This is a genomic window from Acinetobacter sp. YH12112 (assembly GCF_013418945.1).
Classification (GTDB): domain Bacteria; phylum Pseudomonadota; class Gammaproteobacteria; order Pseudomonadales; family Moraxellaceae; genus Acinetobacter; species Acinetobacter indicus.
The window spans coordinates 1-25,255 of sequence record NZ_VPBA01000033.1 but is presented as its reverse complement, the minus strand read 5'-3'; the positions used below and the strand labels follow the sequence as shown (position 1 = coordinate 25,255).

Annotated in this window: 26 protein-coding genes and 1 rRNA gene; 13 read left to right on the top strand and 14 right to left on the bottom strand. The window is 45.2% G+C overall.

Annotation, left to right across the window (positions count from 1 at the left end; translation table 11 throughout):
• The first annotated feature begins 142 nt into the window (after positions 1 to 142).
• A complete protein-coding gene (locus tag FTU50_RS12040; RefSeq protein WP_016658069.1) occupies positions 143 to 700 on the top strand; it encodes a thermonuclease family protein in 558 nt (185 codons plus the stop codon).
• A 40-nt stretch (positions 701 to 740) separates the two neighbouring features.
• Here FTU50_RS12040 and FTU50_RS12035 read toward each other — a convergent pair whose 3' ends face one another.
• The 3 genes from FTU50_RS12035 to FTU50_RS12025 form a co-directional block, all read right to left on the bottom strand.
• The gene (locus tag FTU50_RS12035) at positions 741 to 848 is read right to left on the bottom strand and encodes a hypothetical protein (RefSeq protein WP_005178219.1); all 108 of its coding nucleotides are present in this window, start codon (positions 846 to 848) and stop codon (positions 741 to 743) included.
• A gap of 63 nt (positions 849 to 911) precedes the next feature.
• Positions 912 to 1,916 (bottom strand): cytochrome d ubiquinol oxidase subunit II, encoded by a 1,005-nt coding sequence (cydB, locus tag FTU50_RS12030; RefSeq protein ID WP_168398197.1) that lies wholly within the window; start codon positions 1,914 to 1,916, stop codon positions 912 to 914.
• Positions 1,913 to 3,358, bottom strand: a complete 1,446-nt coding sequence (locus FTU50_RS12025) for a cytochrome ubiquinol oxidase subunit I (RefSeq protein ID WP_180069772.1) — start codon at positions 3,356 to 3,358, stop codon at positions 1,913 to 1,915. The genes cydB and FTU50_RS12025 overlap by 4 nt, the downstream gene beginning before the upstream one ends.
• 417 nt (positions 3,359 to 3,775) lie before the next feature.
• Here FTU50_RS12025 and FTU50_RS12020 point away from each other — a divergent pair, with 417 nt between their 5' ends.
• The gene (locus tag FTU50_RS12020) at positions 3,776 to 4,219 is read left to right on the top strand and encodes a MarR family winged helix-turn-helix transcriptional regulator (protein ID WP_180069770.1); all 444 of its coding nucleotides are present in this window, start codon (positions 3,776 to 3,778) and stop codon (positions 4,217 to 4,219) included.
• On the top strand, positions 4,216 to 5,424 hold the full coding sequence (locus tag FTU50_RS12015; protein WP_168398199.1) for an MFS transporter: 1,209 nt from the start codon (positions 4,216 to 4,218) through the stop codon (positions 5,422 to 5,424). The genes FTU50_RS12020 and FTU50_RS12015 overlap by 4 nt, the downstream gene beginning before the upstream one ends.
• Positions 5,425 to 5,438: 14 nt before the next feature.
• On the opposite strand, the gene FTU50_RS12010 is transcribed toward FTU50_RS12015, so the two are convergent.
• Positions 5,439 to 6,419 (bottom strand): GlxA family transcriptional regulator, encoded by a 981-nt coding sequence (locus FTU50_RS12010; protein WP_168398200.1) that lies wholly within the window; start codon positions 6,417 to 6,419, stop codon positions 5,439 to 5,441.
• A 114-nt stretch (positions 6,420 to 6,533) separates the two neighbouring features.
• Here FTU50_RS12010 and FTU50_RS12005 point away from each other — a divergent pair, with 114 nt between their 5' ends.
• A complete protein-coding gene (locus FTU50_RS12005) occupies positions 6,534 to 8,321 on the top strand; it encodes an acyl-CoA dehydrogenase (protein WP_168398201.1) in 1,788 nt (595 codons plus the stop codon).
• Between the two features lie 106 nt (positions 8,322 to 8,427).
• Here the strand turns inward: FTU50_RS12005 and FTU50_RS12000 are convergent, their stop codons facing one another.
• Positions 8,428 to 8,919, bottom strand: coding sequence for a hypothetical protein (locus FTU50_RS12000; RefSeq protein ID WP_016658062.1), 492 nt, complete (start codon positions 8,917 to 8,919; stop codon positions 8,428 to 8,430).
• A 700-nt stretch (positions 8,920 to 9,619) separates the two neighbouring features.
• Here FTU50_RS12000 and FTU50_RS11995 point away from each other — a divergent pair.
• Positions 9,620 to 9,796, top strand: a complete 177-nt coding sequence (locus tag FTU50_RS11995) for a hypothetical protein (protein ID WP_158650427.1) — start codon at positions 9,620 to 9,622, stop codon at positions 9,794 to 9,796.
• A 1,275-nt stretch (positions 9,797 to 11,071) separates the two neighbouring features.
• Here FTU50_RS11995 and FTU50_RS11990 read toward each other — a convergent pair.
• The 4 genes from FTU50_RS11990 to FTU50_RS11975 all read right to left on the bottom strand — a co-directional run bounded on the left by FTU50_RS11990 (position 11,072) and on the right by FTU50_RS11975 (position 17,064).
• The gene (locus FTU50_RS11990) at positions 11,072 to 13,432 is read right to left on the bottom strand and encodes a TonB-dependent receptor (RefSeq protein WP_168398202.1); all 2,361 of its coding nucleotides are present in this window, start codon (positions 13,430 to 13,432) and stop codon (positions 11,072 to 11,074) included.
• 221 nt (positions 13,433 to 13,653) lie between these two features.
• Positions 13,654 to 14,106, bottom strand: a complete 453-nt coding sequence (locus tag FTU50_RS11985) for a DUF2147 domain-containing protein (protein ID WP_168398203.1) — start codon at positions 14,104 to 14,106, stop codon at positions 13,654 to 13,656.
• A 420-nt stretch (positions 14,107 to 14,526) separates the two neighbouring features.
• Positions 14,527 to 15,921: a class II fumarate hydratase gene (fumC, locus tag FTU50_RS11980; RefSeq protein ID WP_104488909.1), complete on the bottom strand. Its 1,395-nt coding sequence runs from the start codon at positions 15,919 to 15,921 to the stop codon at positions 14,527 to 14,529.
• A 135-nt stretch (positions 15,922 to 16,056) separates the two neighbouring features.
• Positions 16,057 to 17,064 (bottom strand): SDR family NAD(P)-dependent oxidoreductase, encoded by a 1,008-nt coding sequence (locus FTU50_RS11975; protein WP_180069769.1) that lies wholly within the window; start codon positions 17,062 to 17,064, stop codon positions 16,057 to 16,059.
• Positions 17,065 to 17,135: 71 nt separating this feature from the next.
• Between FTU50_RS11975 and tusD the strand changes: the two genes are divergently transcribed.
• The 4 genes from tusD to FTU50_RS11955 are packed head-to-tail and all read left to right on the top strand — an operon-like array spanning position 17,136 to position 18,530.
• A complete protein-coding gene (tusD, locus tag FTU50_RS11970) occupies positions 17,136 to 17,504 on the top strand; it encodes a sulfurtransferase complex subunit TusD (RefSeq protein WP_005178259.1) in 369 nt (122 codons plus the stop codon).
• Positions 17,505 to 17,547: 43 nt separating this feature from the next.
• On the top strand, positions 17,548 to 17,898 hold the full coding sequence (locus tag FTU50_RS11965) for a hypothetical protein (RefSeq protein WP_104498155.1): 351 nt from the start codon (positions 17,548 to 17,550) through the stop codon (positions 17,896 to 17,898).
• A gap of 17 nt (positions 17,899 to 17,915) precedes the next feature.
• On the top strand, positions 17,916 to 18,200 hold the full coding sequence (locus tag FTU50_RS11960) for a DsrH/TusB family sulfur metabolism protein (protein ID WP_168398205.1): 285 nt from the start codon (positions 17,916 to 17,918) through the stop codon (positions 18,198 to 18,200).
• 18 nt (positions 18,201 to 18,218) lie between these two features.
• Positions 18,219 to 18,530: a TusE/DsrC/DsvC family sulfur relay protein gene (locus tag FTU50_RS11955; protein ID WP_180069767.1), complete on the top strand. Its 312-nt coding sequence runs from the start codon at positions 18,219 to 18,221 to the stop codon at positions 18,528 to 18,530.
• A 79-nt stretch (positions 18,531 to 18,609) separates the two neighbouring features.
• Here FTU50_RS11955 and FTU50_RS11950 read toward each other — a convergent pair whose 3' ends face one another.
• Positions 18,610 to 19,509, bottom strand: a complete 900-nt coding sequence (locus FTU50_RS11950; protein WP_168370537.1) for a LysR substrate-binding domain-containing protein — start codon at positions 19,507 to 19,509, stop codon at positions 18,610 to 18,612.
• A gap of 102 nt (positions 19,510 to 19,611) precedes the next feature.
• Between FTU50_RS11950 and FTU50_RS11945 the strand changes: the two genes are divergently transcribed.
• Complete coding sequence (locus tag FTU50_RS11945) at positions 19,612 to 20,025, top strand: CidA/LrgA family protein (RefSeq protein ID WP_180055012.1); 414 nt, start codon at positions 19,612 to 19,614, stop codon at positions 20,023 to 20,025.
• A 1-nt stretch (position 20,026) separates the two neighbouring features.
• Positions 20,027 to 20,719, top strand: a complete 693-nt coding sequence (locus FTU50_RS11940; protein ID WP_104470148.1) for an LrgB family protein — start codon at positions 20,027 to 20,029, stop codon at positions 20,717 to 20,719.
• A 33-nt stretch (positions 20,720 to 20,752) separates the two neighbouring features.
• Here FTU50_RS11940 and ybaK read toward each other — a convergent pair whose 3' ends face one another.
• Complete coding sequence (gene ybaK / locus FTU50_RS11935; protein WP_005178272.1) at positions 20,753 to 21,223, bottom strand: Cys-tRNA(Pro) deacylase; 471 nt, start codon at positions 21,221 to 21,223, stop codon at positions 20,753 to 20,755.
• Between the two features lie 75 nt (positions 21,224 to 21,298).
• The gene (locus FTU50_RS11930; protein WP_168398207.1) at positions 21,299 to 22,924 is read right to left on the bottom strand and encodes a Na/Pi cotransporter family protein; all 1,626 of its coding nucleotides are present in this window, start codon (positions 22,922 to 22,924) and stop codon (positions 21,299 to 21,301) included.
• Positions 22,925 to 23,236: 312 nt separating this feature from the next.
• Here FTU50_RS11930 and FTU50_RS11925 point away from each other — a divergent pair, with 312 nt between their 5' ends.
• Positions 23,237 to 23,779, top strand: coding sequence for a lytic transglycosylase domain-containing protein (locus tag FTU50_RS11925; protein WP_005178276.1), 543 nt, complete (start codon positions 23,237 to 23,239; stop codon positions 23,777 to 23,779).
• 152 nt (positions 23,780 to 23,931) lie between these two features.
• On the top strand, positions 23,932 to 24,480 hold the full coding sequence (locus FTU50_RS11920; RefSeq protein WP_075175344.1) for a type 1 glutamine amidotransferase domain-containing protein: 549 nt from the start codon (positions 23,932 to 23,934) through the stop codon (positions 24,478 to 24,480).
• A 61-nt stretch (positions 24,481 to 24,541) separates the two neighbouring features.
• Here the strand turns inward: FTU50_RS11920 and FTU50_RS11915 are convergent, their stop codons facing one another.
• Both FTU50_RS11915 and rrf read right to left on the bottom strand, forming a co-directional pair.
• Positions 24,542 to 24,865, bottom strand: a complete 324-nt coding sequence (locus tag FTU50_RS11915; protein ID WP_075166981.1) for an ankyrin repeat domain-containing protein — start codon at positions 24,863 to 24,865, stop codon at positions 24,542 to 24,544.
• A gap of 268 nt (positions 24,866 to 25,133) precedes the next feature.
• Positions 25,134 to 25,248, bottom strand: a 5S ribosomal RNA gene (gene rrf / locus FTU50_RS11910).
• Between the last annotated feature and the right edge of the window lie 7 nt (positions 25,249 to 25,255).

Sequence of the window (25,255 nt, the reverse complement as noted above, 5' to 3'; positions counted from 1 at the left end):
CGTTGTAGCGTAGCTGACTTGTTAAAAACTAGCTAATTGGCGATTTAATCGACCGGCGAATTGCGCCATTTCTTTTACAGTAGCACTTTTATTTTTCACGGTTTACAGCTGGCTGGTCTGTTCAGCTGAATTGAAAGCGTCTATGTTGACTGAACTCTCCCCTTTCTGGCTGCTGGCATTGGCCGCTGGATGCTGTCTTGTTGCGTTTATGCTGTTGGGTAAGATTTCCCGCTTTGTGCAGCAACTGTTTCGACCTTTTAAAAAAGGCAAAACCTATTGGGCGCGGGTCACTGCGGTCAGCGATGGCGATACCCTCACCCTGTACCGTTTTAATTTAAGACGTTCAGAAACCCGCATCCGCTTTGCCTATATTGATGCGCCAGAATCGAGTCAAAGTTATGGTCCGGAAACCCGGCGTCTGGTGAAAACCATGCTGCATCAGAAGGTGGTACGGATCAAAATTACCGATATTGATCGCTATGGCCGCCATGTCGGGGTGATTTATCGCTACCGTAAAAATGTCAATGAAGAACTGGTCAAACGTGGCGCCGCCTGGGTCTATGAAGATTATATTCGTGATCGCAAGCAGCTGGCGCATATGCGTGCCTTACAGACTCAGGCCAGAGCACGGAAAAAAGGCCTCTGGAAAAGTAGCCGCCCGGTGCGGCCAAGTGTCTATCGCAAACAGAACCGTAAATAAAATGCTCAGGCGGATTTTTAAAGTCCGAAGATGATTCAGCTTAATAAGCCCATTGCACCAGCAAACGAAAAGCCCCGGCAATCAGCGCCAAAGCCACAAAGCCGGCCAGCCAGAGACCAATAAACCACAGCAGCTGTGTACGTTTCATTGCGGCTCCTTGATGACTAAGGGAATAACTGAGCTGTGATGATGTGCTTCATGTCGATTTTCTTTAATGATAGCCATCCTCTCCCACCCGGACTTTATGGCGAAAAATCCAATAGGACATCGCGCTATAACCTAGAATAATCGGAATTAAAATCAGCGCGCCAATGAGAGTAAAACGCTGACTGCTTTCCGGTGCAGCAGCCTGCCAGAAGCTGACCGAGGGCGGAATAATATAAGGCCATAAGCTGATTAAAAAACCGCTATAAGCCAGAAATACCAAGGCCAGCGTATACAAAAATGGGCGAAACTGTTGCTGTTGCCGGCAGGCTTTTAAAGCCAGATAAGTAAAGATCAGCACCAGTATCGGCACCGGAGAGAAATACAGTAGCTGCGGCAGACTAAACCAGCGCTCGGCAATGTGCGGCTGGGTTATCGGGGTATAAATACTGACGGCTGCTAAAACAATCAATAGGCCGATCAGCATCTTCGGCATTAAACGGTACATACGCTGCTGTAGTGCCTGATCGGTTTTAAAAATGAGCCAGCCACAACCTAAAGTGGCGTACAATATTACCACGCCAGCACCAGTAAACAGGCTAAACGGCGTTAACCAGTCCAAGCCATGGCCCGCATATACCCCCTGCTCGGTACGAATACCCTGAATATAAGCGCCCAAAATTACGCCTTGTAAAAAGCTGCTAAAAACAGAGCCACCAATAAAAGCTTTGTCCCACCAGTGTTTGCTGCTGTTGGCCTTAAAACGAAACTCAAAGGCAACACCGCGAAAAATTAAGGCAATCACCATTAAAATGACCGGTAAATACAGGGCCGAAAGTACCGTGGCATAGGCCAAGGGAAAAGCAGCAAACAGGCTGGCGCCTCCCAGCACCATCCAGGTTTCATTGCCATCCCAAATTGGCGCGACGGTATTCATCATCACATCCCGCTCTGCCTGCTCGGGAAAAAATGGAAATAAAATCCCGATGCCCAAATCAAAGCCATCTAACACCACATACATCAGCACCGCGAAGGCAATAATCCCGATCCACAGCAAAGATAAATCCATCATGGCTCCTGCTCCTGTTTGGGACGCTCGGTGGGCGGGTTGATCTGCTCGGTGACACTGCTTAATGGCCGTCTGGAGGCTTGAGTAAGCTCAGCATCAGAGGCTGATGATGGCGCTGAATGAATCAGTTCCGGCCCTTTGTGCATCAGTCTGAGCATGTAATAAATGCCCATCCCGAACACCACAAAATACACCAGTACAAAAATCATCAAGCTCAGGCCAACCTGCTCTGCAGACACTGGCGATAAGGCATCTTCGGTACGTAACACCCCATAGACCACCCATGGCTGGCGGCCGACTTCTGTGGTAAACCAACCGGCCAATAAGGCAATAAAACCGGAGGGCCCCATCCACAGGGCAAAACGCTGAAAACGACGATGTTCATATAAACGCTGTCGTTTACGTAGCCACAATCCCCATAGCGCCAGAATCAGCATCAGCACGCCTAAGCCGACCATAATCCGGAAACTCCAGAACACAATGGTCGAATTGGGCCGATCTTCCGGGGCAAATTCTTTTAAGCCAGTGACGGTGCCATCTAGCGAATGGGTCAGAATTACGCTGCCTAAATTGGGAATCGCCAGTGCATATTTGGTTTCTTCGGCCTGCATATCGGGAATACCAAACAGATACAGCGGCATGCCTTTCTCATGATTGGTATCCCAATGCCCTTCCATCGCTGCCAGTTTGGCTGGTTGATGTTGCAGGGTATTCAAGCCATGTAAATCGCCCACCAGCACCTGTAAGGGAGTTAAGATCAGCATCAGCCACAAGGCCATTGAAAACGAGGTTTTTACCAATGCATCCCGACGGCCTTTAAGTAAATGCCAAGCGGCCGTGGCAGCCACCAGCAAAGCAGAGACCAAAAAGGCAGCAATGGCCATATGCGCCAGCCGATACAGGAATGACGGATTAAAGACAATGGCCCACCAGTCCTGTGGCACCAGAATGCCATTTTCGATGCTGAAACCTTGCGGAGTTTGCATCCAGCTATTGGCTGATAAAATCCAGAACATGGAAATACAGGTGCCAATTGCGACCATTAAAGTCGAGAAAAAATGTGCTTTAGGTCCCACCCGTCCCCAACCAAACAGCATGATGCCGAGAAAACCCGCTTCCAAAAAGAAAGCGGTGAGCACTTCATAGGCCAATAATGGTCCGGTGACACTGCCGGCGATACGGGAAAATTCACTCCAGTTGGTGCCAAACTGATAGCTCATGACAATGCCAGAAACCACCCCCATGGCAAAGGCGACCGCAAAAATCTTGACCCAGAATTTAAACAGGTCCTGATAAATCGGATTACGACTGCGTAACCAGCGCCATTCCAGAATCGCCAGAAAACTGGCCAGACCAATGGAAATGACCGGAAAAATGATATGAAACGAAACTGTAAAGGCAAACTGAATCCGGGCCAGTTCCAGCGCGGTAAAACCGAGGGTCATCATGCCACCTTTCAAAAGGTCGAGCTGCGCTCAGGGTGTAGAGTTTTAAATATAGCGTTTTGAATTTTTCTCATCGCGCTTCAGCATAGGACGAAGTTGTATAGGCCTTGTGTAGGCTTTTGATCAAGAATCTTTAAGCGAGTAATTTCTGCAACTGATGAGTTTTTTTGGAAGATAGAAGCGCTGATTTTTTATTCTTGCGGTTTATCAGCTGGATAGACAGGACTGGATGAGAGGAATTTTTGTAGTTCAGTTGATTGACCTTAACGCTGCTTAACAAATCTATAGCAATACACGTTGCCCCCTCATCTTTTATCATCTGTTTTTTTGAATCCTTCGCTGGCTTCCCTACTTGAAAAAAATTCCGAACAGGCGTACATTGACTTTGTTTTAGTTACCCTGGTTAACTATTTTTTTATGCCAAGCTCTCCCTTAAAATTTCGTACCGCCTTATTACGCTGCGCACGTCTGTTCAGCGATGAAGTTAATACTCTGTTATTGCCGCATCAGCTTAATTATTCCTTGTGGCAGGTGTTATATGTCATTCATTTAAAACAACAATGTACCCAGGTAGATATTGCCGCCTATTTAAAGGTGTCCAAACCGAGCATCACCAAACGTATTCGGATGTTGCTGGACTTGGGTTTAATCCATCAGCTTGAAAGTAGCGATAAACGGCAGAAATGCCTGACTTTTAGCTCTCACGGGCAGGAACTTTTCAAGCATTGTTCAAGCCAGATTGATCAGTTTGAACAGCAGCTGCTGCAGTCTTTTGCAGTTGCGGACATCGCCCATACCCGCGAGATCCTTAATCAGCTGAGTGAACAGTTACAACCGACCCTACAAGGTGAAGACAAATGAGTTCAGCACAAGCACCGCTATGGACCAGAAACTTTATCCTGGTCGGCCTGATCAATTTTCAACTGGTACTGATTTTTTATCTATTGGTGATTGTGATTGTCGGTTATGCTGTGGCGGAATTAAATGCCAGCATTGCCGAAGCCGGTTTAATTTCAGGACTGTTTATTGTCGGCACCTTATTTGGCCGTCTGCTGATTGGCAAATGCCTACAGCGTTTCGGTTATCGTAGCACCCTGCTTTTTGGGCTGGCCGGTTTCTTGCTGTTTTCCTTAGGCTATTTTATAGAGATGGGGGTGACCGCCCTGCTCGGCATCCGTTTTATTCATGGCTTTATGATGGGAGTCGCCTCTACCGTGCTCGGTACGGTCATCGCACAAACCCTGCCGCCCACCCGCCGCGGTGAAGGTATTGGCTATTACAGCATGAGCAGCACCTTGGGTACGGCGATTGGTCCTTTTGTCGCGATCTGGATGATGCTGCACACCAGTTATCAGACGATTTTTAGCTTATCCAGTGTCTTGGCGCTGGGCTGTCTGGTGGTGGCCTGTTTTATCCGGATGCCGAACCTGGCGCAGCCTAAACCTGCAGCCACCGCGGCAGCAGGTAAAAGCTTTGGCTTCTGGACCCAGTATCTGGAAAAGAATGCGCTGCCGATTTCCCTGATTATGCTGTTTGCTTCTATCTGCTATTCCGGCGTGCTGTCATTTATTAACTTTTACGCCAAGGAAATTGATCTGGTCGAAGCCGCGTCCTTATTCTTTTTAATGTATGCCATCGCCATTTTGTTTTCGCGTCCGTTTACCGGGCGGCTTATGGATCGTAAAGGTGAAAATATCATTATGTATCCCGCCTTTATTGTGATGGCGATTGCCCTGTTTTTACTAAGTCAGGCGCATAACTCCAGTATGCTGCTGCTTTGTGCCGGCTTGCTCGGTCTGGGCTATGGCAATATTCAATCGGTCTGTCAGACTATTGCGGTCAAAAGTACCTCACTGGAACGTATGGGACTGGCGACCTCGACCTATTTTATCTGTCTGGATGCAGGGCTGGGCTTCGGGCCGTATTTGATCGGAATCGCGCTGAAATCGGTTAGTTATGCGCAGATGTATTTCTATAGTGCCATCGCCGCGCTGTTGTGTTTAGGCCTGTATTATCTGCTACATGGTCGTCATGCTCAGCAGGTGCAGCCACAGTTATCACGCTAACGAAAGCAACACGCTTAAAACCGCCGGCCAAAGCGCTGGCGGTATTCCATTGGGGTTAGGCCGGTTTTCTTGCGAAATAAACGCCGGAATGAACTCGGATCTTCATAGCCCACCATTTGCATAATCCGGTCAATCGGCTGCTCGGTTTCTTCCAGCCGTTTTTGCGCAGCTTCAATACGAATAGCCTGCACATACTGATTCGGCGCCACATCTAACACTGCTTTAAAACGGCGAATGAGCGTGCGCGGGCTGATATTAAAGCGCGCCGCCACATCTTCCATATTCAAGTTTTCACTAAAATGCTGCTCCAGCCAATGCTGGATTTCTTTTACCAAACCATCCTGATGTGGCTTGCTCATACGCATCAAGGAATAGGACAACTGGTTGTCACGGCGAAAATCCAGCACAAAGGATTTGGCCGTCTGAATGGCAATTTCAAAGCCATAAAAGCGTTCAATTAAATGCAGGCCCAAATCGAACCAGGCCAACCCGCCACCGGCACAATAGACATGATCGGACTGGGTAATCAGGCGATCCGCCTGTAAATGGACTTCTGGATAGCGCTGCTGGAACAGATCTTTAAAACCCCAATGCGTGGTGGCGCTGCGGCCCTGTAAAATTCCGGCTTCGGCCAGAAAAAAATTCCCGGTACAGTTTCCGGCAATCAGGCATTGGGCTTGATCGGCCTGTTGCAGAACATTCATGAGCAACTGATTTTTTTCCAGAATCTGCTCGATGGAACCGGCCAAAGTCGGAATCACCAGCAAATCGGCCTGCTGGATTTCACTATAGGCCAGATGCGCCTCAATGCGTAAACCATTACTGCATTGCACCGTTTTTCCCTGTGGCGAGGCAATCTGCACCTGAAACAAACGCTGGATGTCCTGTTTCTGAATCCGGTTCCAGCTAATGCCGGCCAGACTGAATAAATCGGCCACACCGGTTATGGCCGAGGCCAGTGCACCATCATAGGCCAGAATAAAAACCCGCTTCATGCTTTCTTCCCAAATGTCGTTTTTAGCTCCTTGAGTGTCATTATTGACAATTTATCTGCCAATACAAGTCTTGTTAAGCTAAGAGCAATCAATAAAAACAGGTAACGGCATCCCATGACCGCACTCATCAATCAAAAAGATCTGGATTTTTTACTCTATCAGGTATTTTCAGCCGAACAGCTGACCCAGCTGGAACGTTATCAGGAACATGACAAAGCCACCTTCGACAGTATTTTAGATACGGCGCGCGGCATTGCAGCAGACTATTTTGCCCCGCACAATACCAAAGGCGATGCGCAAGAACCGCATTTTGATGGTACACAGGTACATACCATTGCCGAAGTGAAACAGGCCTGGCAACAGTTTGCCCAGGCCGGTCTGTTATGTGCCCAGCATGATTATGATCAGGGCGGTATGCAGCTTCCCACACTGATTAATATGGCTGCCAATGCCTATTTTATGTCGGCCAATCCTGCCACCGTGGCTTATTCGTTTTTAACCGCCGCCGCAGCGAATCTGATTCAGGCCTTCGGTACCGAGCAGCAGAAACAGACCTTTGTCCCGTCGATGTTCAATGGCCGCTTTTCCGGCACCATGGCCATGACCGAGCCGAATGTCGGTTCCTCTCTGGGTGATCTGACCACCAAAGCCATTCCACAAGCCGATGGCAGCTACAAAATCAAAGGCCAGAAAATGTTTATTTCTGGGGGTGATCAGGACATTACTGAAAATATTGTGCATCTGGTGCTGGCGCGGATTCAGGATGCGCCGCAAGGTGTCAAAGGCATTTCCCTGTTTATTGTGCCGAAATTCCTGACCAATGAAGATGGCTCGCTGGGTGAACGCAATGATGTCAAACTGGCGGGCCTGTTACATAAAATGGGCTATCGCGGGACAACATCGACTGTGCTGAATTTTGGTGAAAATGACCAATGCTTAGGCTATTTGATTGGTGAAGCCGGTCAGGGCCTGAAATATATGTTCAAAATGATGAACGAGGCGCGTGTCGGTGTCGGGCTGGGCGCCGCGATGATCGGTTATCGCGGTTATTTGGAATCGCTGGAATATGCCAGAAACCGTCCGCAAGGCCGACTGGCCAGTGAAAAAAATAGCGACAGCAAACCGGTCAATATTATTGAACATAGCGATGTGAAACGGATGCTATTAGCGCAAAAGGCCTATGTAGAAGGTGCTTTGGCATTGTGTCTGTTTGCCGCACGACTGATTGATGAACATCAGGCGGGTGGCTCGGAAGATAGCGCCATTCTGCTCGATCTGATCACGCCTGTGGTTAAATCTTTCCCGTCTGCCTATGGGCCGAAAGCCAATGATCTGGCAATTCAGGTGCTCGGCGGTGCCGGCTATACCCGTGATTATCCGGTAGAACAGTATTATCGGGATAATCGCTTAAATCCGATTCATGAAGGCACTTTTGGTATTCAGTCACTGGATTTACTCGGGCGTAAATTATGGCAGCACAATGGCAAAGGCTTAAATCTGCTGATGCAACGCATCAACACCACGCTGGAACAGATTCAGCATCCGGCCATTCTGGATCTGTCTAGCAAATTCTGCAAACATTTGGCTACGGTACAAAGCACCACACAAAAACTGGGACAGGCGCTTATGCAAGGTCAGACCAGTGAGGCTTTGGCCAATTCTGCCCTGTATTTAGATATGATGGCTAAAGTAATTATTTCCTGGTTATGGCTGGATATGGCCAACAAGGCGCAACAGCAGTTTGGACAGTCTGAGTTGGCAGAAGATCAGCAATTTTTAGCAGGAAAGTTGCAAGCGGCGCGCTATTTTATTCGCTGGGAATTACCGGAAATTGAACATCAGGCCAAATTACTGAGTGAATTTGATGATACCTGCCTGTCGATGCACAGCGACTGGTTTTAAAACTGAATGATGGAAAGCAGGTTTTAAATATCTACCTCCTAAAGAAAATCCCCATGTAATAAACTACATGGGGATTTTTTATATACTTCTAGAATGCAAATGTCGTTTAGAATTGTGCATTCAAGACATTGGCCGCCACTTTACCCTGCCACAATTCACGTAGGGTCGGTAAATAGAATTTTTCACCCAGCTCGACCAGTTCAGCATCAATTTGTGCATGAACTTCATGCATAAACAGATAGTCCAGCTCTACTGTCGCCAATTGGCTTTGTGATTTTTTATAGTCCTGACGTTTTTGCTGTGCTTGCTTCACCAAATGGTCTGCAAAAGCGCGATCTTTATATTTCGCAATAGCATTTAAACGCAGTTCAATCAGGCCCCAACCACTGAGCAGCAATTTAAACAATTCCAGATCTGCCGTGGTTGATTCCCAGGTCATTTCTTCCAGGTTTTCATTTTCAGGCAGCACCGGCAGCAGCAGCTCCATCACACTTGGGAAAATTTTCTTAAAATTTAAAATAAATTTAACAGGATGCTCACCCGGATAATCGGTAAATTGCACCTTTTTCTGAACATCCGTTAAATAGATATCAAGCATTGAAAATTTTCCTAGATAGATTGCTGTTTTACAAAGCTTTATTTCTTAGCTTGTAAAACTGTAATAAAAAACGAATCGCATTTTAGCAATTATGACATCTTATTCAATGTTATTTAAGCCATGTGTCTACATGAGGATGGCTTTAGCTCTAAAATTCTTCAATCTGGAAAGATGACTTTAAACGGTTCGAAGGCTTTTAACTTTTTAAAAACTTTGATTCGGGGCTAGTAGATGGTTTTTCTTTAATTAGGTTCTTGAGTTTGAATCTTATATTAATCAATATCTAGTCGTTCAATAAGCATGAACACTCCAGATTAAAATGACACACTGTTTGCCTTCAATGCACTCTCATCTATTATGCTGAGATATCTCAGACTTAAAAAATAACGATGCTTATTCTTATTGCGATCCTAGTTTTAGTTTTTATTCTCTATTACTACAGGCTTGATCAGGCCAGCTCGATGAGCAGCGAGTTTGTGTTCTACCTTTGCCTTTCATTAATCACCCTCTGCATCGTGAACGCTTGGCGTGTGTTGACTTAAGCATCGAGTAAGCATCAAAAAAACCTTCTCATCTCCCAGCGATCACAACACTGCGTATAGCGTGACCGTCCAGTTACACCTATATTTTTTCCTTTCACAAGCGGTTCACAGTACAGGTATATCATCACGGGATTAAAAAAATTAACGTGAGATGTATCGTGAAATACGGAATTTTAATTGTTCTCCTGTTAAGCTGTTTAGTCAGCAGTGGCCTGAGTTTCTGGGTTGGATTCAAGGCAAATGATTCATTATTATTGATCATTGGCGGACTGCTTGTTTTTGCATCAATCTTGATTGCCCTTGAAATTAAAAAAGTCAAAAAAGATCCGTTCTAAGCCAAGCCGGCAATTTTTCTATGCTCTATGGATGCGGGTATAGCGCCTATTCACGCTCTTTTAGACAATCCTGACAGCGCCGAATTTCTTCATTATCACCCGTGTATTCAACTTCAGTTGCGCCATGAAAGCTAAACAGACAAAGAAGGAACTGGATCATAATATTCTACTCTTAATAATCTGCCTCCTGTTCTGGAGGACGGCATTGGGAGAAAATCAGAAGTTAGCCCTGATACAAATTTTATATAAATAGAAATTTTACAAGTTGTCATAATATGACATTCATAAAAATTAACATTCATTTAAATTATCTCATTTCGATAATCTAAATAAAAAATTACCCACTAAACCCAGAAGTCCTGAATAACGACTTTGTGGATGCTTTCATCGAAATCCGTATTGGATAGATTTAAGTTTTTGTTCTTAATATTGATATAACAATAACTTGCTGCAAGCCCTACACCAATCAAAGCTAATAGTTTCATTGCTCACCTCACCTATTGGAAGATCTGGATTTAAACTATCATTCAAATTTGTAGCTTTCACATTCAATTTTGATCATTTTTTGTACAAATTGTAATTTCCAGAGCAATGGATAAAGCCATAAAAAAGCCCACCAGTGGGTGTAATGCCAGTCAGTTAAGCAAATTTTAGTAAAATGTAGTAAAAATGAGTGTATGTAAGAGCACTGTTAATGCTCTTCATCTAAACCATTGCTATACGTTTCATTCCCTTCTTCATCGAGCAGGTAGTCGATTTCAGTCACCTCATGCAGGCCAAATAAAGTGAATAGAAGATGGAGCATAATTTTTCTCCTCAAAAAAATGCCTCCCTAGAGGAGGAGGCAGTAAAAAAGAAAGAAACTACAGCGATAGATTCTGCTGGAAATTATATATAAATTTATAATTTATATATTTGCATAATATTACATATTTTATGCCAAAAATTAGCCAACCCAGTCTACTTTGAATGAATTATTAATAGAAAATTATTATAATTTTAAGTTGAATTTCAAAGTTAAGAGGACTTCTTATTCGGTGATCAGCAGAATACCTAGAATCCCTTAATTAACGTAAGTAAATGACTGCCCTTTTTGCCTAGATTCACTATTGGAGCCGGTTTTATACCAGCCATAAAAAGGCTCACCTGTTTCCAGATGAGCCTACCGATGTCGAACAGCGAATGCTCAACCTGAATATCTGATGCATCCATCTCAATACATCAAGCAGCCCACCTACCGATGGATCCGAAGAAAATATTCAGATTATCCCACCCTTAAAGATGCATGGTCACACCCAGCTGAAAAGCGCGGCCCGGTAACGGCGCAATATATTTCAGGGGCGAATTATGTGGACGTGCCTCTTCATCCAGCAGGTTTGATCCATTCATAAACACATCAAAACTGGCATTTTTTAAAGTCACTTTTTTACGAATATCCAGATCCATCAGGTTATATGCCGGTAATGGCACTTCCTCTGACACATTTTTTCCTAAATATTGCGGTTGATCATAATAAATACTTGCCAGACGCGCTGACCAATCTGTGCGTGTCCATTCAATGTGGGCGCCATAACGATTGGTCGGCATATTCGGCAAATACACGCCATCATTACTTAAACGCAAACTTTCCGGATTAGTGGCCTTATTTTTAACCAGATCAGCAAAACCACCGACCTGTACCTCACCAAAATGGTCTAAATCAAAAGTGTAGTTCATATCCACCTCAAAACCATTCACTTTAGTATCGGTTTGCTTCCAGTACTTCAGCGGTAAACGGTTTCTCATGGATGAACCGGAATGCGACAAATAAAAATAATCTTCAAAATCCATTTGATATAAAGCTACAGCGATATTCGCAGCATCCCAGTTCACATGCGTGATTAACTCCAGCCCCTGCATTTTCTCTTTGTTTAGTGCCTGATTGCCCTCCTCCTGCGTCATAACCGAGTAATGCGGATTGCTGGCATACAGTTCATTAATTTCAGGAGCCCGTTCTGACTTAGAATATTGCAGCCTAAAGTCTAGATAATCAGTCGCTTTAAAATTCGAACCGACATAAAAACTATTTAGAGCAAAAGATTTATTTTTTAGGGTGCTATTGGCCGCATTACGCGCCAGTTTAAAACTCTGATCCTGAATCTCATGCTGAACATTTTCATGGCGATAACCGGCATCCACTGAAAACCGCTCCCAGTCCAATTTTTCCTGGATAAATACCGCCTGAGTCGTGGTTTTGACATTAGGAAGATAGCGCTGTGTTCCTGAACCCTTAACATCACGCACATTCAAAGCAGTGCCAATTTCACCGCTCAAGTTTTTATAAGGCATCTGCTTTAGTACCAGTTCGGCAGCATGGCTATCAAACTGATATTCATTGGCTTTGCTTGCACCAATATATTCACCCGAGCGATTGGATAATTTCGATGCCTGAATTTGGAGATGATCAAGTACAGGCAGTGGGTCTCTGAGTAACGCATCAACCGCAAAACGGTTCTGTTTAATCTGCACCGTAACCGGCAAACTATCTTCATAAGCGCTCTGGAAAGATTTATTCTCCATTGAGAAACCCGGCACACCATAATCACTGGTTTTATAATCGGCACTAATTCCAATATAGCCATTGTCTAAAAAGTAAGTACTCCCGATTGCCATATTTTCATTTCTGGCATAGCTATTGCCCAGTTTTTTCTGATAATTGGGCGTAACATCCTGATTGGTTCGGCTTTCCACATATTTTGGCGTATTGGGCACATAATCCGGGTTAGGATCATTGACAAATTCCCGGTAGGCACCATTCACATAGCGGGTTAAAACCGCTTGATCAGTATATTTGGCCGACTCCAAGCCATCATAATAATCATAAAAATGCTGAGGATTCTGGGCGATATCTTCTAAAACATGCTTATTTAAATATTGATGATGTGCCTTATTAAAGACCTGTTCAATTCTGGCATCGCGCTGGCAGGCGCTTGCCAAGGCAGAATCAATCCCGCCTCGCTCCGAGAAAATCGCTGTATCACAGACAGCTGCTTTGCTCTTTCCGGGAATTTTATAAGATGAAATCTGTTGGGTAGAAAACTGGATATTGGTGCTCAGGTTTTCCTGATTATTGATATTAATGCGAATACCATGCCCGCTAAAATCGTTAAAGCCCTTTTTATACACTACATCGACATTGGCACTCTTCTCTTCCAGCGTTTTTGAGATGATGCCCGAATCTATATCCACATAACCACCAATCGCCTGTCCGCCATAACGCACAGTATTGGTCCCTTTATGTACGGTCACGCTTTTAGTAAATAGTGGATCAAATGGAATATTAATATCACCGCTGATAGCATTCATTCCATTGATCGCCTGACCATTCTCCAGAATCCCGACCCGATGACCGCTCAAACTGCGTATCACTGGTGCCCCCGAATTGGGACCGAATGCGCTACTTTGCACGCCAGGCATATGTTTAACAGCATCGCCCAAGGTATTGGCTGTTTCAATGCGTTCTTTAAGTGCAATATTCAGATTCTTGTCAGTATCATCCCCCTGAAAAATAAGTGGTTCCAGAATTGTAATCGGCTCTTCAGCCTGTGCCTGTTGCATCGCCAATAAAATTAAAGTCATGAGTGTGCTGTATTTCATGCGAGCCCCCTTTTAAAAAGTGTTATGTTATAACATAACTTTATGTCTATTTAAAAAATTATTCTGGTTTTTCTGGTAGATCGAGAAAATGCAGCAACTCAATTGAGAGGAAGAAAAATGGGGGAATTGAAATATTTTGAATTCTTAGATTCTTAAAAAAGAAAAAACCATCTAACACGAAGTTAAATGGTTTTTAGAATCAGCTCAACAGCCAAAGCTCATTAGAGCTTTTTCCAGGTCATGGTACTGGTCGTATTGCTCTGTTGCGCTTTACCAAATACTTTCATCTGGTCTTTAGCATCATTCAATTGCGCTTCAATGGTATAGGTCCGGCCATCCTGGGTATTCAGCCATTGACCTTTCTTAAACTGCTTATAGTTGCCGGTCATGCCTTTCAGCACTTCCATGCCAAAAATCGGCTGGTTCTTGAAAGCCCCTTCACATTTGCCACAAACGTCCGGATTCACCGCTCCCGCTGCCGGATAATGTTTGCTCACCACGGCGCTATACTGCTGTGTTTTGGAGTTTTTACGAATCACAATTTCCGACACATAATAACCGGTTCGATCATCAATCACTTTCCATGTCCCGATTAAAGGATCAAACGGCATTGCCACTACAGTTTTGGTTAAACCCGCCAATAGAGCCGCAGCCCCCAATAATTTAAAATTCATAAGCAAAAAGAGTTTCAAAAGAGTCAATAAAGAAATGAGATACGCTTCCCAGCGGCCTGAATTATATTCATTTTTCCAAATTAAATCATAATAATTTCATAAATTTTAAATATCTATGTGGTATTTAGAGCCAAGTTTTGCTAGATACTTCACATTTCTTTTCCAGAATTTTGCCAATTCTTTTTATTGTCACATTCTAGGCTTATGATGCAGTCAAGGTCATTAAAAACGAGAAGATGACCTGTAATAACTAAGTAGCGCAAACTAACCCAGCATATAGCAATCCATATGTTGGGTTTTCTTTTTATAGGTACTTTGCACTTTCATGTACAGGTTCTGATGGAGAAATAGTTGTGATAAAGCAAGATTTTTTAACCCACCGGGATGGCTGCTCATATTCCATCCCGGTAGATGCAACACTTATTTCGCATTCGGTGAAACCATATTTTCTGGTCGTACCACGTCATCAAACTGTTCAGCAGTGACCAGATTCAGCTCCACCGCCACCTGTTTTAAGGTTTTCCCTTCTTTATAGGCCGTTTTCGCGACTTTGGCGGCATTTTCATAACCAATTACCGGATTCAGTGCCGTCACCAACATCAACGAGTTATGCAGGAAATGATCAATCTTGTCACGGTTCGGCTCAATTCCGACAGCGCAGTGATCGTTAAAGCTGTTGCAGGCATCTCCCAATAACTGAATCGACTGTAACAGGTTATAGGCAATCACTGGCATAAATACGTTTAGCTCGAAATTACCCGAAGCCCCAGCCACATTAATCGTCGTATCATTGCCCAGCACTTGCGCCACCACCATGGTCATGGCTTCACTCTGGGTCGGATTGACTTTACCTGGCATAATGCTTGAACCCGGTTCATTTTCCGGAATACGGATTTCACCAAAACCACAGCGCGGCCCACTGGCCAGCCAGCGTATGTCATTGGCAATTTTATTTAAGCTCACGGCCAGAGTTTTTAAGGCACCGGAAGCAAATACTGCAGCATCACGTCCAGCCAGAGCTTCAAACTTGTTCGGCGCAGTAACGAAAGCCAAACCGGTCAGGCTGGCCAGTTGCTGTGCGGCTTTTTCCGCATAGTCCGGATGGGCATTTAAACCGGTTCCTACGGCAGTGCCACCCAACGGCAGTTCATATAAACCGTCCAGGGCCTGATGCAAACGTTTCAAACCATGATCGAGCTGTGAGACATAGCCGCTAAATTCCTGGCCTAACGTTAAAGGCGTCGCATCCTGTAAATGGGTACGGCCAATTTTCACAATATCGGCAAAGGCGTCGCTTTTGGCCTGCAAGGTATCTCTTAAACGGGTCACTGCCGGAATTAACAGCTCATTGATCTGTAAACTGGCGGCGACATGAATCGCGGTTGGAAAAGAATCGTTGGTTGATTGTGCGCGGTTCACATGGTCATTCGGATGGACCGGTTTTTGCGCGCCCAGCGGATTGCCCAGTTTCTGGTTGGCAATATTGGCAATCACTTCATTACAGTTCATATTACTTTGCGTGCCCGAACCGGTCTGCCACACCACCAGCGGAAACTGGCTATCCCATTTGCCTTCAATCACTTCTTCAGCTGCATCAACAATATAGTGCGACAGCTCTTGAGGAATCTGGTTCAGTTCTGCATTGGTGATGGCAGCGGCTTTTTTCACTAAGCCCATGGCGCGAATCATGGGACGAGGTAAACGTTCCTGCCCGATTTTAAAATTCTGTAAGCTGCGCTGAGTCTGTGCACCCCACATGGCCTCACTCGGGACTTCAACTTCGCCCATGGTGTCGTGTTCGATACGTGTTTGCATACTCAACCTCTATCTATTCTTGCTGTTCTCAATGCTGTTATAACGCTGCCCTGAGGCAGCGGCTATGGCGAATATAGTCATCTTAGGTCAGGCGGATAAAATTATAAATGATAATTATTATCATATTTAGATATATCATTGCCCGCGCAAGGTATGCTGATAAAAGCGCCATTCATCTTCTAGCATCTGCTGAATCGAGCGTTTCGGTTGCCAGCCTAGTACCTCTTTGGCTTTACTAATATCGGCCGCGACCTGATCCAGTTCAGCATAGGGATATACATCAGCATCGACCGTTTTAATTTCGGTACCGGTGACGCTCGAAATTTCATTTAACAGCTGCTGGATGGAAATCGCCTCGCCGGCAATATTAAAGGCTTCACAAACATGCTGTTGCTGGAATAGCCATTGCAGGGTTAAAGACACCGCTTCACAACAATCCAGTACATGCAGGAAACTACGTTCAACAGTCTTGTCTTCTGTTTGGGCCTGTTTACGCAGCTCGATAAATTCGCGTTGCCGCGCCCCGACCTGCATCGCCAGGGGTACAATATTTTTTGGCAGTGGCGGTACCATTTCACCCAGTACCCCATGTTCAAAGGCACCGGCAATATTACCCAAACGCAATAAGGCAATTTTCCATTCATTGTCAGTTTTAAAGGTGTCCTGAATAATTTCCTCAGCCATCTGCTGAGATTTGATATACGGATTCGGATAGGCATACTGAAATGGCAGATCTTCTTGCAATTGCAGGCTGGATTGGCCATACACGGTTAAGCTGGATAAATGTGCCAGCACACGCACTCCGGTGCGCTGCATGGCGCGCAGCAGACTCATGATACAGCTGACATTATCATTATAATATTCAAGCGGTTTCAGGACCGATTCTTCCAGCGATTTAAAGCTGGCCGTATGCACCACTGCATCGACCGAATACTGTTCAAAGACTTTATTTAAGGCTGGGGTGTTGCGGATATCAATTTTGGCAAAAGGCACATACATGCCCGAAATATATTCAAGTCGTTCTAAGGTTTGTAAATTGGCATTGGATAAATTGTCGACAATAATGACTTCTTGCCCTTGAGCCATCAGACTTAATGCAATATGCGAGCCTATAAAGCCTAAACCACCAGTCACTAAAATCATTGTATACTACCTTTTTCTTATGAAGTCTGAATGCCCCCTGTGTTGCGGGAACATTTCATTAGTGAATTTTGATGAGTACCTTATTACTAATTACCTCCGCGCCAACCTCAATTCATGCCTGGCATGCGTTGGGTCTGGCTCAAGCCTTGCAGAGCAAGAATGAAGATTTCCGGGTGTTCTTCTATCAGGACGCTGTTATGGTCGCTAACGATTTACAATGGCTACCCGATGATCAGCGACAGTTAAAATCGGAATGGCAAAAACTGTCGATTCGTTTGCCGGTTTGTGTCAGTGCGGCACTGTTACGCGGGATTACCGATCAGGACAATGCCAAACGTCATCAACTTCATCAACACAATTTAGCCGCGGGCTTTGAATTGGTTGGTCTGGGCGAACTTGCCGATGCAGTGCAATCTGCAGATCGCCTTCTTCAATTCTAAGTGGTTCTATTTGAGAATTTGTTGCATTTAAAAGGTAAATTGTGTGAAAACTGTACTCGTCATTTTAAGCCAGGCCAATTTAAGCAGCCAGCAGGTACATGAAAGCCTGTCTGCGACTATGGTACTGGCCACTTTTGGCTGTGAAGTCAAAGTGTTATTACAGGATGCTGCGCTAAGTCTGCTCAAAAGCGATTTGGCTTTTGACCAGCTCAAACACGCCTTCAAGCTGGCCTCGAATATGGTCGAAAGTTTTGAGTTTTATGATTTAAGCCCGATTCTGGTAGAACACCAGCATCAACATTCAGCTTATGTCAGCCAGTCGCAGCAGGAAATCGAGTTTATTGAACTGAATGCGGACTTTATCCAGCGTTTTGAGCACGTGCTGTACTGGTAAGCCGGAAGGAATCTGTTATGTCACAAAATACTTTATATCTGCTGCAATCCGGCTTCCATACTACCCCGGCCATGCTGGACAAAGTTTCACGTCTGTATAGTGAAGGCGATGCAGTGGTGCTGATGGGTGATGCAGTATTGGCCATTGATCACCCATTTTGTCAGCAATGCGGCACCCTGTTTGCACTGGAGCATGATCTAGAGCTGCTGGTCCAGCCATTGCCTGCCCATGTGCACAGTTTAAACTATGCTACCTTTGCCGAGCTGTGTCTGGCTTATAGCCGTTGTATCTCTTTAAAATAAACAAGCTTTGAGTGTGTTATGAGTCTTGAACTGGACCAAGATGGTCATTTGGTCGATTACACCATCTGGAATGAAACTGTAGCGCAAGAGCTGGCCAAAAGCCTGGAGCTGGAACTGGAAGATTGGCATTTTGAAATTTTGCAGGCTGTGCGCCAGTTTTATCAGCAGTTTGGTCATTCTCCGGCGACTCGCCCGTTAATCAAGTTTCTGATGAAAACGGTCAGCCCTGAGATTAATAATGCCCTCTTGCAAGAGCGTTTTAACACCGGACTGGTGGCGCGGCATTTAAGCCGTCTGGCCGGTATTCCCAAACCGGCGAATTGCCTGTAATTGGAGGAAGATTCATCTGTTCAGAGGTTTAGCGCTGTAGATGAATCTGATTTCACACGATAATCCTTTAATTCTTACTTTAGAAATGAATCTCATCAGGATGCGTTTCAATAATTCTTAACCAGGCCCGGGTGGCCGGACTCATGGCGACTGTCGTATTCCAGGCCATTCGCAAGGTCCAGTTCAGCTCAGGCTGGCACAAACGGCTGATCTGATAACGCTCGGCAGGCAACTGCTCACAATAAACCTGAGGCAACAGCGCAATCCCCACGCCGGAATCCACCATTTTGGCAATAAAATCCCACTGGCTGCTTTTACAGACAATCTTCGGTTCAAAACCCAGCTGCTGTGCGGCCTGTAAAATCATCTGGTTTAAAGTAAAGCTGTCGGCAAACAGTAAAAAAGACTCATCTTTGAGTTCCAGCAATGACACCGTTTCGCGTCCCTGCCAGGCAGAATTTCGGGCAGATAACAAACACAGTGGCGAATCCATAATTGGAATTCCGCCCAATGCCGGTTTTAAATGGCCGAGTACAATCCCGACATCAATCTGTTTATCCAGAATGGCGGCTTCAATCCCGCTGGCACCTACCTCTAAAAAGCTCAGTTCAATAGCCGGATACTGCTGATGAAACTTGGCAATTAGCCGGCTTAATAGCACCGAACCCAAGGGCGGCAAACCGAGCGTCAATTTACCACGTTCTAGCGCACGAACTTCCGCCACCGAATCATAAATCGCCTGCTCCAGTTGCAGCATTTGTAGCGCATGCTGATAAATCTGCTCGCCCAGGTAAGTCAATTGCACTTCACGTTTACGCCCAGCTTCACCTTTATGAAACAGCGCAGTGCCCAACTCATCTTCTAGCCCACGAATGGCCTTGCTAATTGTAGGCTGGGTCAGACACAAAGCATCTGCTGTGCGGGTAAAACTTTGCAATTGCACCAGTTTGACCAGTATTTTCAGACTTTTTAAATCCACCATCATTCCCAATAGGCATAATTATTTTTTTTATTATTCATAATCATCCAGACAGGTCAAATCTAAAATACAGTCGTGTTTAACCTTTAGGGCAATTCAGCGATGTGGTCTCTTTCCCGTGTTGCCGTCCTCAGCATACAAATTGCGCTGCTGATCCTGATCTGGTGGCTCGGTGCGCTGATCCAACAGATATTCCAGCTGCCGGTTGCAGCGGGTGTGATTGGCCTGATCCTGTTACTGCTGGCGCTGTTAAGTGGCATATTTCAACTGCAATGGATCAAGCAAGGCGCCGATTTTATGCTGGCCGAGCTGATGCTGCTGTTTATTCCCTGTGTGGTCGGCATTATCAATGATCTAGACTTACTGCTAAGCCAAGGCTGGCAACTGCTGCTCTCGATTACGCTCGGCACCTGTGCGGTAATGGTCGCCACAGCCTATAGCGTGTGCTGGGGTTTTAAACTGGAACAGCGGCTCAGGAAAAATACCAACAACACCCCATATGTGTCAGGAGATTAAGATGAACCTGATCGCAAGCCTGTGCTTCATCTTCACCCTGCTGGGCTATATCGTGGCCAAACAGCTGTATCGTCGTTATCCGGTGTTGCTGTTTTTACCCTCTATTCTGGTTCCAGCTGGATTAATCTGCATGCTGCTCTATTTCGGGATTTCCTATGACAGCTATATGCAGTACAGCCACTGGATTGTCTGGATGCTCGGGCCAGCAACTGTAGCTTTTGCTATTCCGATTTATGAATATCGCGCGCTGATTCAGCGCCATCTGCTGGCCATCAGCATGGGTATTGTGATCGGGATGTGTGTCGGTGTTATCAGTGCTTTTTATCTGGCTCAGCTGTTTCAGCTAAATCAGGAAACCACGTATAGCCTGATGGCGCGCTCTATCTCTACACCCTTTGCTATGGAATTAAGCGCACAGGTGGGCGGCTCGGTTGAACTGGTAATCCTGTTCACCATGATGACCGGCTTTGCCGGCGGTTTTATAGCAGATGCCGTCTTACTCGCACTCAAACTGAATTCACATTTTGCTCAAGGTGCAGCCTTAGGTAATGCCGCGCATGGTTTTGGTACTTCTAAAGCCTTTATGCGCCATCGTGAAGAAGGTGTGGCCGCCTGCTTAAGTATGGTACTGGCTGGCATATTTATGGTGATTTTTGGACCTGCCCTGATTCATGGCGTGGTCCGGTTTTTATAACTGAATCCGCTGCTAAAATAAAATCAGTGCAGATTAAGACTCATCCACCACATCGGCAAACTGGGCATTTAACACCCGGGCCAGATCATCCGGCTTTAAACCAATGTCCAGTCCACGTTTGCCACCGCTGACATAGATTTTTGCCAGACTTTGCGCACTCTGATCAATCACGGTTTTTAAACGTTTCTTCTGCCCAATCGGGCTAATTCCGCCAACCAGATAACCGGTTAAACGTTCGGCATCTTTAGGCTCTGCCATATGCAGTTTTTTACAGCCCACCGCGGTAGCAACTTTCTTTAAATTTAGCTGCACATGCACCGGCAAAATCGCCACATAATACTGTTTATCATCAGTTACCAATAAAGTCTTAAATACTTCAGCCAGGGCTAAACCCAGCTTTTCCGCTGCTTCCAGCCCAAAACTTTTGGCGTTCGGATCATGCTCATATTCATGAATACTATAGTCAATTTTATTGGATTTTAAAATTTTACAGGCCGGTGTCATTTTAGTTGCCCAGTGATAAACATCCTCGCAGTATAAAAGCTTCTGCTGCAGAAGTTAATCACTGTATAGCTTAGGCTATTGAGTGGCAGCATAATATTTCCGCTTTTCCACATCATCCAGCATGCTCTCGGTTTCCTGCAAAACATTAGCCAAACGCTGGGTATGCGCAATCAAACGGTCCAACCAGCGCTGTGCGGCCAGTAATTCCAGACTGCGCGCGGCACTCAGATGTTGCACCGTGGCATATTCAATCACTTTTTCACGCGCTTCGGCACGCTGCTCTTCCACCCATTGTTTCAGGTTTAACAGCTCATGATTTAAAGATGCCACTTGGGTCAGACGGTTAAACTCATCGACATACTGAAAGTGATTGTCCAGCACATGAATATAATCCAGCCCCATCTGATAAATAGTCGGCTGGGTACGGATATGCTCGGCATGTTCTACTGCTTCCAGATCACTGCGCAGCACACGTAAATACACCATCAGGCGCAACATCGCCATTAAACGCTGCTGATCCAGCTCATTTTCACTGACCGATAAATCTTCCAGATACTGCTGCACCCGTTTTAAGATTTCATCCAGTTGCTGTAATTCGCTATTGGAGGGCAAACGACCTTCCTGAATCGCGCGTTTCAGCAAAATCAGAACATGCCCAATCGACCAATAAATCACTTTAGAAGCAGCATTAATCGCTAAAGCCGGCACCGAAAAACTGGCCTGATCCAGATAACATAAAATTGAAGGGGTACGATCTGGAATTAAACCTACAATCAACTGTTCAAACTGTTTTAAAAAGGGCAATAAAAATAAGGTTCCCAGCACACTAAAAGCGGTATGAAACGCGGCGACAATAATCACATCATCCCAAGTGCCGACCTGTGAATGTTCCGCCAGCCACAAAAAAGCCGGTTTCAACAAGATAAAAGCCAACACGGCCGAAATCACATTAAACACCACATGCACGGCCGCGGTACGTTTGGCATTGGCGGTTGAGCCCATGGCCGCCAGAATCGCGGTCGCCACCGTACCAATATTTTGTCCAATCACCAGACCTAAGGCTTGGGACAAATCAATCGCACCACTGGCCAAAGCCGCCAAGGTTGCAGTAATGGCTGCACTGGAAGATTGCAGCAGCACGGTCATCACCAGCCCGACCAGCACTAAAATCAGCTGTGTGGTAAAAGAATTATTGGAGAAAACCGATAAATCAACTCGCTCGGCAAAACCGGACATTGCCACCTGCAGCAAGTCAATCCCAAAGAAAATCAGGCCGAAACCAGCAATGGTTAAACCGAATAAAGACAGTCGCCCACGGCTGAATAATTTAAAGATGGCTCCTAAGCCAATGAGTGGCAAGGCAATATGGGCAATGGAAAATTTAACCCCGAGAAAAGCCACCATCCAACCGGTGCTGGTGGTGCCAATATTGGCGCCAATAATCACACCAATGGCCTGACTAAAAGTCAGAATACCAGCACTAACAAAGCCAATGGTGGCCAATGTGGTTGCCGTTGAGGATTGCACAGCCAAAGTCAGACCGATGCCAGAAAAAATAGCTTTAATCGGTGAACCGGTAAATTTAGACAGCCATAAACGCAATGACTCCCCGGCCATCTCTTTCAGACTGTCTGTCATTAAGGTCATTCCGATCAGGAATAAACCGATCCCGCCACACAACTGTGCAATCACTTCTAGCATGTAACTACCCAATAAATATTTTTATTTTCAACCATCTAAGTATATAAGAGATTATGCGATGAAAGCCGCTTTATACCCTAAAAGTTGCATAGTGACCTAAACGTGAACAGCACAATAAGTAGAAAGATGATCTTCCAATGCACTCTAAAGATATTTCAAACAAGGAGTATCGGAGCCAAAACTTAACAAAACAGCGGCAGATCTAGGCCGCCGTTGGCTTGACGGATATCGCCCAGCTCACTAACATCCTTAAACATATTCGCGAGCACTGGCTAATCTGGTGCAGCATCACCGCTTTTTTCTGATTTTAAAATGAAACTGACCATCCCATTATTATTGAAAACCTCTTTTATTGGCCTCAGTGCTCTTAGCCTGATTGCCTGCTCACCTTTAGGAGGCGGCTCCGTTGCCAAACGTTCCGCTAAACTTTCAGTCGGTATCCAAAAAGCCTATTCGGTTGCACCTGACACCGCTAACCGTGTTGCGCCGATGATTGTGCAACATGCAGAACGTTATGAAATTGATCCACTGTTACTGGCCGCGCTGATTCGCCAGGAATCCAGCTACCGCAGTCATGTGGTATCTCCAGCCGGTGCGGTGGGCTTAACCCAAGTCATTCCGCGTTATTGGCAGCAAAGCTGTGGCAGTAATTTGTTTGATGAATCTTCCAATATTCAATGCGGCTCTTACATTTTAAATCGCTATAACACGAAAGCCGGCAGCTGGCCTAAAGCCCTAGCTTATTATAATGTTGGCCCTACCGGTTATCATTCCAGCTGGAAGATGAAACGCCAAGGCAAACGCTATGCCAAACAGGTTAAACAGCACCAAAATGATTTAAAAGGCGCACTCTAAGCCTTTTTATCCTGCGATTTTTTTTAAAGCTCCTGATGGGGCTTTTTTTTACATCATTGCCAAGCAATTACATATTCCCGTCAAAACCAGTACAGTGCCTTGAGCCTCAGTTGTTAACGTAGCAAAAGAATTCATGAAACGAGGATGGGAAAATGCCAAAGAAAGTATTATTCATTACGTCCAATCAGGGTGTGGAGCAGGATGAGCTGATCAAACCCTTTGAATATTTGAAATCTAAAGGCATTGAAGCCATACATGCAGCAGAAGAACAAAAAGAAGTTCAAACGGTCAAGGCTGATAAAGATCCTGGTCTAAGTACCGAACCGGAAACAACGCTCGATAAGGTCAATCCGGAAGATTACGATGCACTGGTCATTCCCGGTGGAACGGTCAATGCCGATACGCTTCGAATTAATCCCGAAGCGCATAAAATCATCCAGCACTTTACTGATCAGGGCAAACTGATTGCCGCAATCTGTCATGGTCCGTGGGTTTTAATTAATGCCGAACGGATTCGCGATAAAAACCTGACGTCTTATAAAACCATCAAACTGGATCTGGAAAATGCCGGCGCAAAATGGGTCGATGAAGAAGTCCATCGCTGCAATACCGGTGAATGGGTACTGATCAGCTCACGTAATCCGGACGATATTCCTGCATTTAACCAGGCGATTGTGCAAGAATTGGAAGCCGAAACCTAAAGATTTTTAATCATATCCATAAAAGAAACCTCATCTTCGGATGAGGTTTTTCACAAGTAAATTAAGACAACCCTTTGAGCTGTTTTAAATAGGCCACCACTTCCTCATTACCGGCCATTTCAGCAAGCTCCAGTGCTGTATGTGGACTACGATGCTCCATATCCGCCCCTTTGCTCATCAGCAGTTTCACCACATCCAAATGATCATTTTCTGCCGCAGCCTGCAAGGCACTATAGCCTTCCTCATCACTACCATTGGCATCTGCACCTTGCTGTAAGGCTTGCTGTACCTGCTCTAGCTCACCGAGTGACGCCCAATATACAATTTCAGGAAGATGCAGTTCATCATCATCTTCAGGGATCGGAGAGAATGAATTCAGTTTCATAAAGTGCTCTTAGAATCGTAATTTGATCATATTGATCTTAAGATTTTAGCTGAATCTGGGGATATATATGGATTTAAATTGTTAGCTTTAATTTTGAGATAAAAAATTGATTGTTAATTATTCTGGCTGATGAGGCATTTATTTAAATAGAAGCAGGAATAATCAGCAAAAAATTAAAAGCGGCCTTAAACAAGATGAGGAAGCCCAGATAAATTTTCTGCATAAAAAAATCCCCCTGCTGTTTAAGCTAGGGGGATTTTGAATAATGAGCTGGCGATGACTTACTCTCACATGGGTAACCCCACACTACCATCAGCGCTAAGAGGTTTCACTTCTGAGTTCGGGAAGGGATCAGGTGGTTCACTCTTGCTATTGTCGCCAGCACAACTG

Excerpts from the sequence above, each read along its gene's own strand:
- FTU50_RS11955 (WP_180069767.1), top strand. The coding sequence starts at position 18,219 with ATGAGTCTTGAACTGGACCAAGATGGTCATTTGGTCGATTACACCATC.
- fumC (WP_104488909.1), bottom strand. The coding sequence starts at position 15,921 with ATGCAAACACGTATCGAACACGACACCATGGGCGAAGTTGAAGTCCCG.
- FTU50_RS11925 (WP_005178276.1), top strand. The coding sequence starts at position 23,237 with ATGAAACTGACCATCCCATTATTATTGAAAACCTCTTTTATTGGCCTC.
- FTU50_RS12025 (WP_180069772.1), bottom strand. The coding sequence starts at position 3,358 with ATGACCCTCGGTTTTACCGCGCTGGAACTGGCCCGGATTCAGTTTGCC.
- tusD (WP_005178259.1), top strand. The coding sequence starts at position 17,136 with ATGAGTACCTTATTACTAATTACCTCCGCGCCAACCTCAATTCATGCC.
- FTU50_RS12005 (WP_168398201.1), top strand. The coding sequence starts at position 6,534 with ATGACCGCACTCATCAATCAAAAAGATCTGGATTTTTTACTCTATCAG.
- FTU50_RS11940 (WP_104470148.1), top strand. The coding sequence starts at position 20,027 with ATGAACCTGATCGCAAGCCTGTGCTTCATCTTCACCCTGCTGGGCTAT.
- FTU50_RS12015 (WP_168398199.1), top strand. The coding sequence starts at position 4,216 with ATGAGTTCAGCACAAGCACCGCTATGGACCAGAAACTTTATCCTGGTC.
- FTU50_RS12040 (WP_016658069.1), top strand. The coding sequence starts at position 143 with ATGTTGACTGAACTCTCCCCTTTCTGGCTGCTGGCATTGGCCGCTGGA.
- FTU50_RS12020 (WP_180069770.1), top strand. The coding sequence starts at position 3,776 with ATGCCAAGCTCTCCCTTAAAATTTCGTACCGCCTTATTACGCTGCGCA.
- FTU50_RS11960 (WP_168398205.1), top strand. The coding sequence starts at position 17,916 with ATGTCACAAAATACTTTATATCTGCTGCAATCCGGCTTCCATACTACC.
- FTU50_RS11990 (WP_168398202.1), bottom strand. The coding sequence starts at position 13,432 with ATGAAATACAGCACACTCATGACTTTAATTTTATTGGCGATGCAACAG.
- FTU50_RS11945 (WP_180055012.1), top strand. The coding sequence starts at position 19,612 with ATGTGGTCTCTTTCCCGTGTTGCCGTCCTCAGCATACAAATTGCGCTG.
- FTU50_RS11975 (WP_180069769.1), bottom strand. The coding sequence starts at position 17,064 with ATGATTTTAGTGACTGGTGGTTTAGGCTTTATAGGCTCGCATATTGCA.
- FTU50_RS11920 (WP_075175344.1), top strand. The coding sequence starts at position 23,932 with ATGCCAAAGAAAGTATTATTCATTACGTCCAATCAGGGTGTGGAGCAG.
- ybaK (WP_005178272.1), bottom strand. The coding sequence starts at position 21,223 with ATGACACCGGCCTGTAAAATTTTAAAATCCAATAAAATTGACTATAGT.
- FTU50_RS11915 (WP_075166981.1), bottom strand. The coding sequence starts at position 24,865 with ATGAAACTGAATTCATTCTCTCCGATCCCTGAAGATGATGATGAACTG.
- cydB (WP_168398197.1), bottom strand. The coding sequence starts at position 1,916 with ATGATGGATTTATCTTTGCTGTGGATCGGGATTATTGCCTTCGCGGTG.
- FTU50_RS12000 (WP_016658062.1), bottom strand. The coding sequence starts at position 8,919 with ATGCTTGATATCTATTTAACGGATGTTCAGAAAAAGGTGCAATTTACC.
- FTU50_RS12010 (WP_168398200.1), bottom strand. The coding sequence starts at position 6,419 with ATGAAGCGGGTTTTTATTCTGGCCTATGATGGTGCACTGGCCTCGGCC.
- FTU50_RS11985 (WP_168398203.1), bottom strand. The coding sequence starts at position 14,106 with ATGAATTTTAAATTATTGGGGGCTGCGGCTCTATTGGCGGGTTTAACC.
- FTU50_RS11930 (WP_168398207.1), bottom strand. The coding sequence starts at position 22,924 with ATGCTAGAAGTGATTGCACAGTTGTGTGGCGGGATCGGTTTATTCCTG.
- FTU50_RS12035 (WP_005178219.1), bottom strand. The coding sequence starts at position 848 with ATGAAACGTACACAGCTGCTGTGGTTTATTGGTCTCTGGCTGGCCGGC.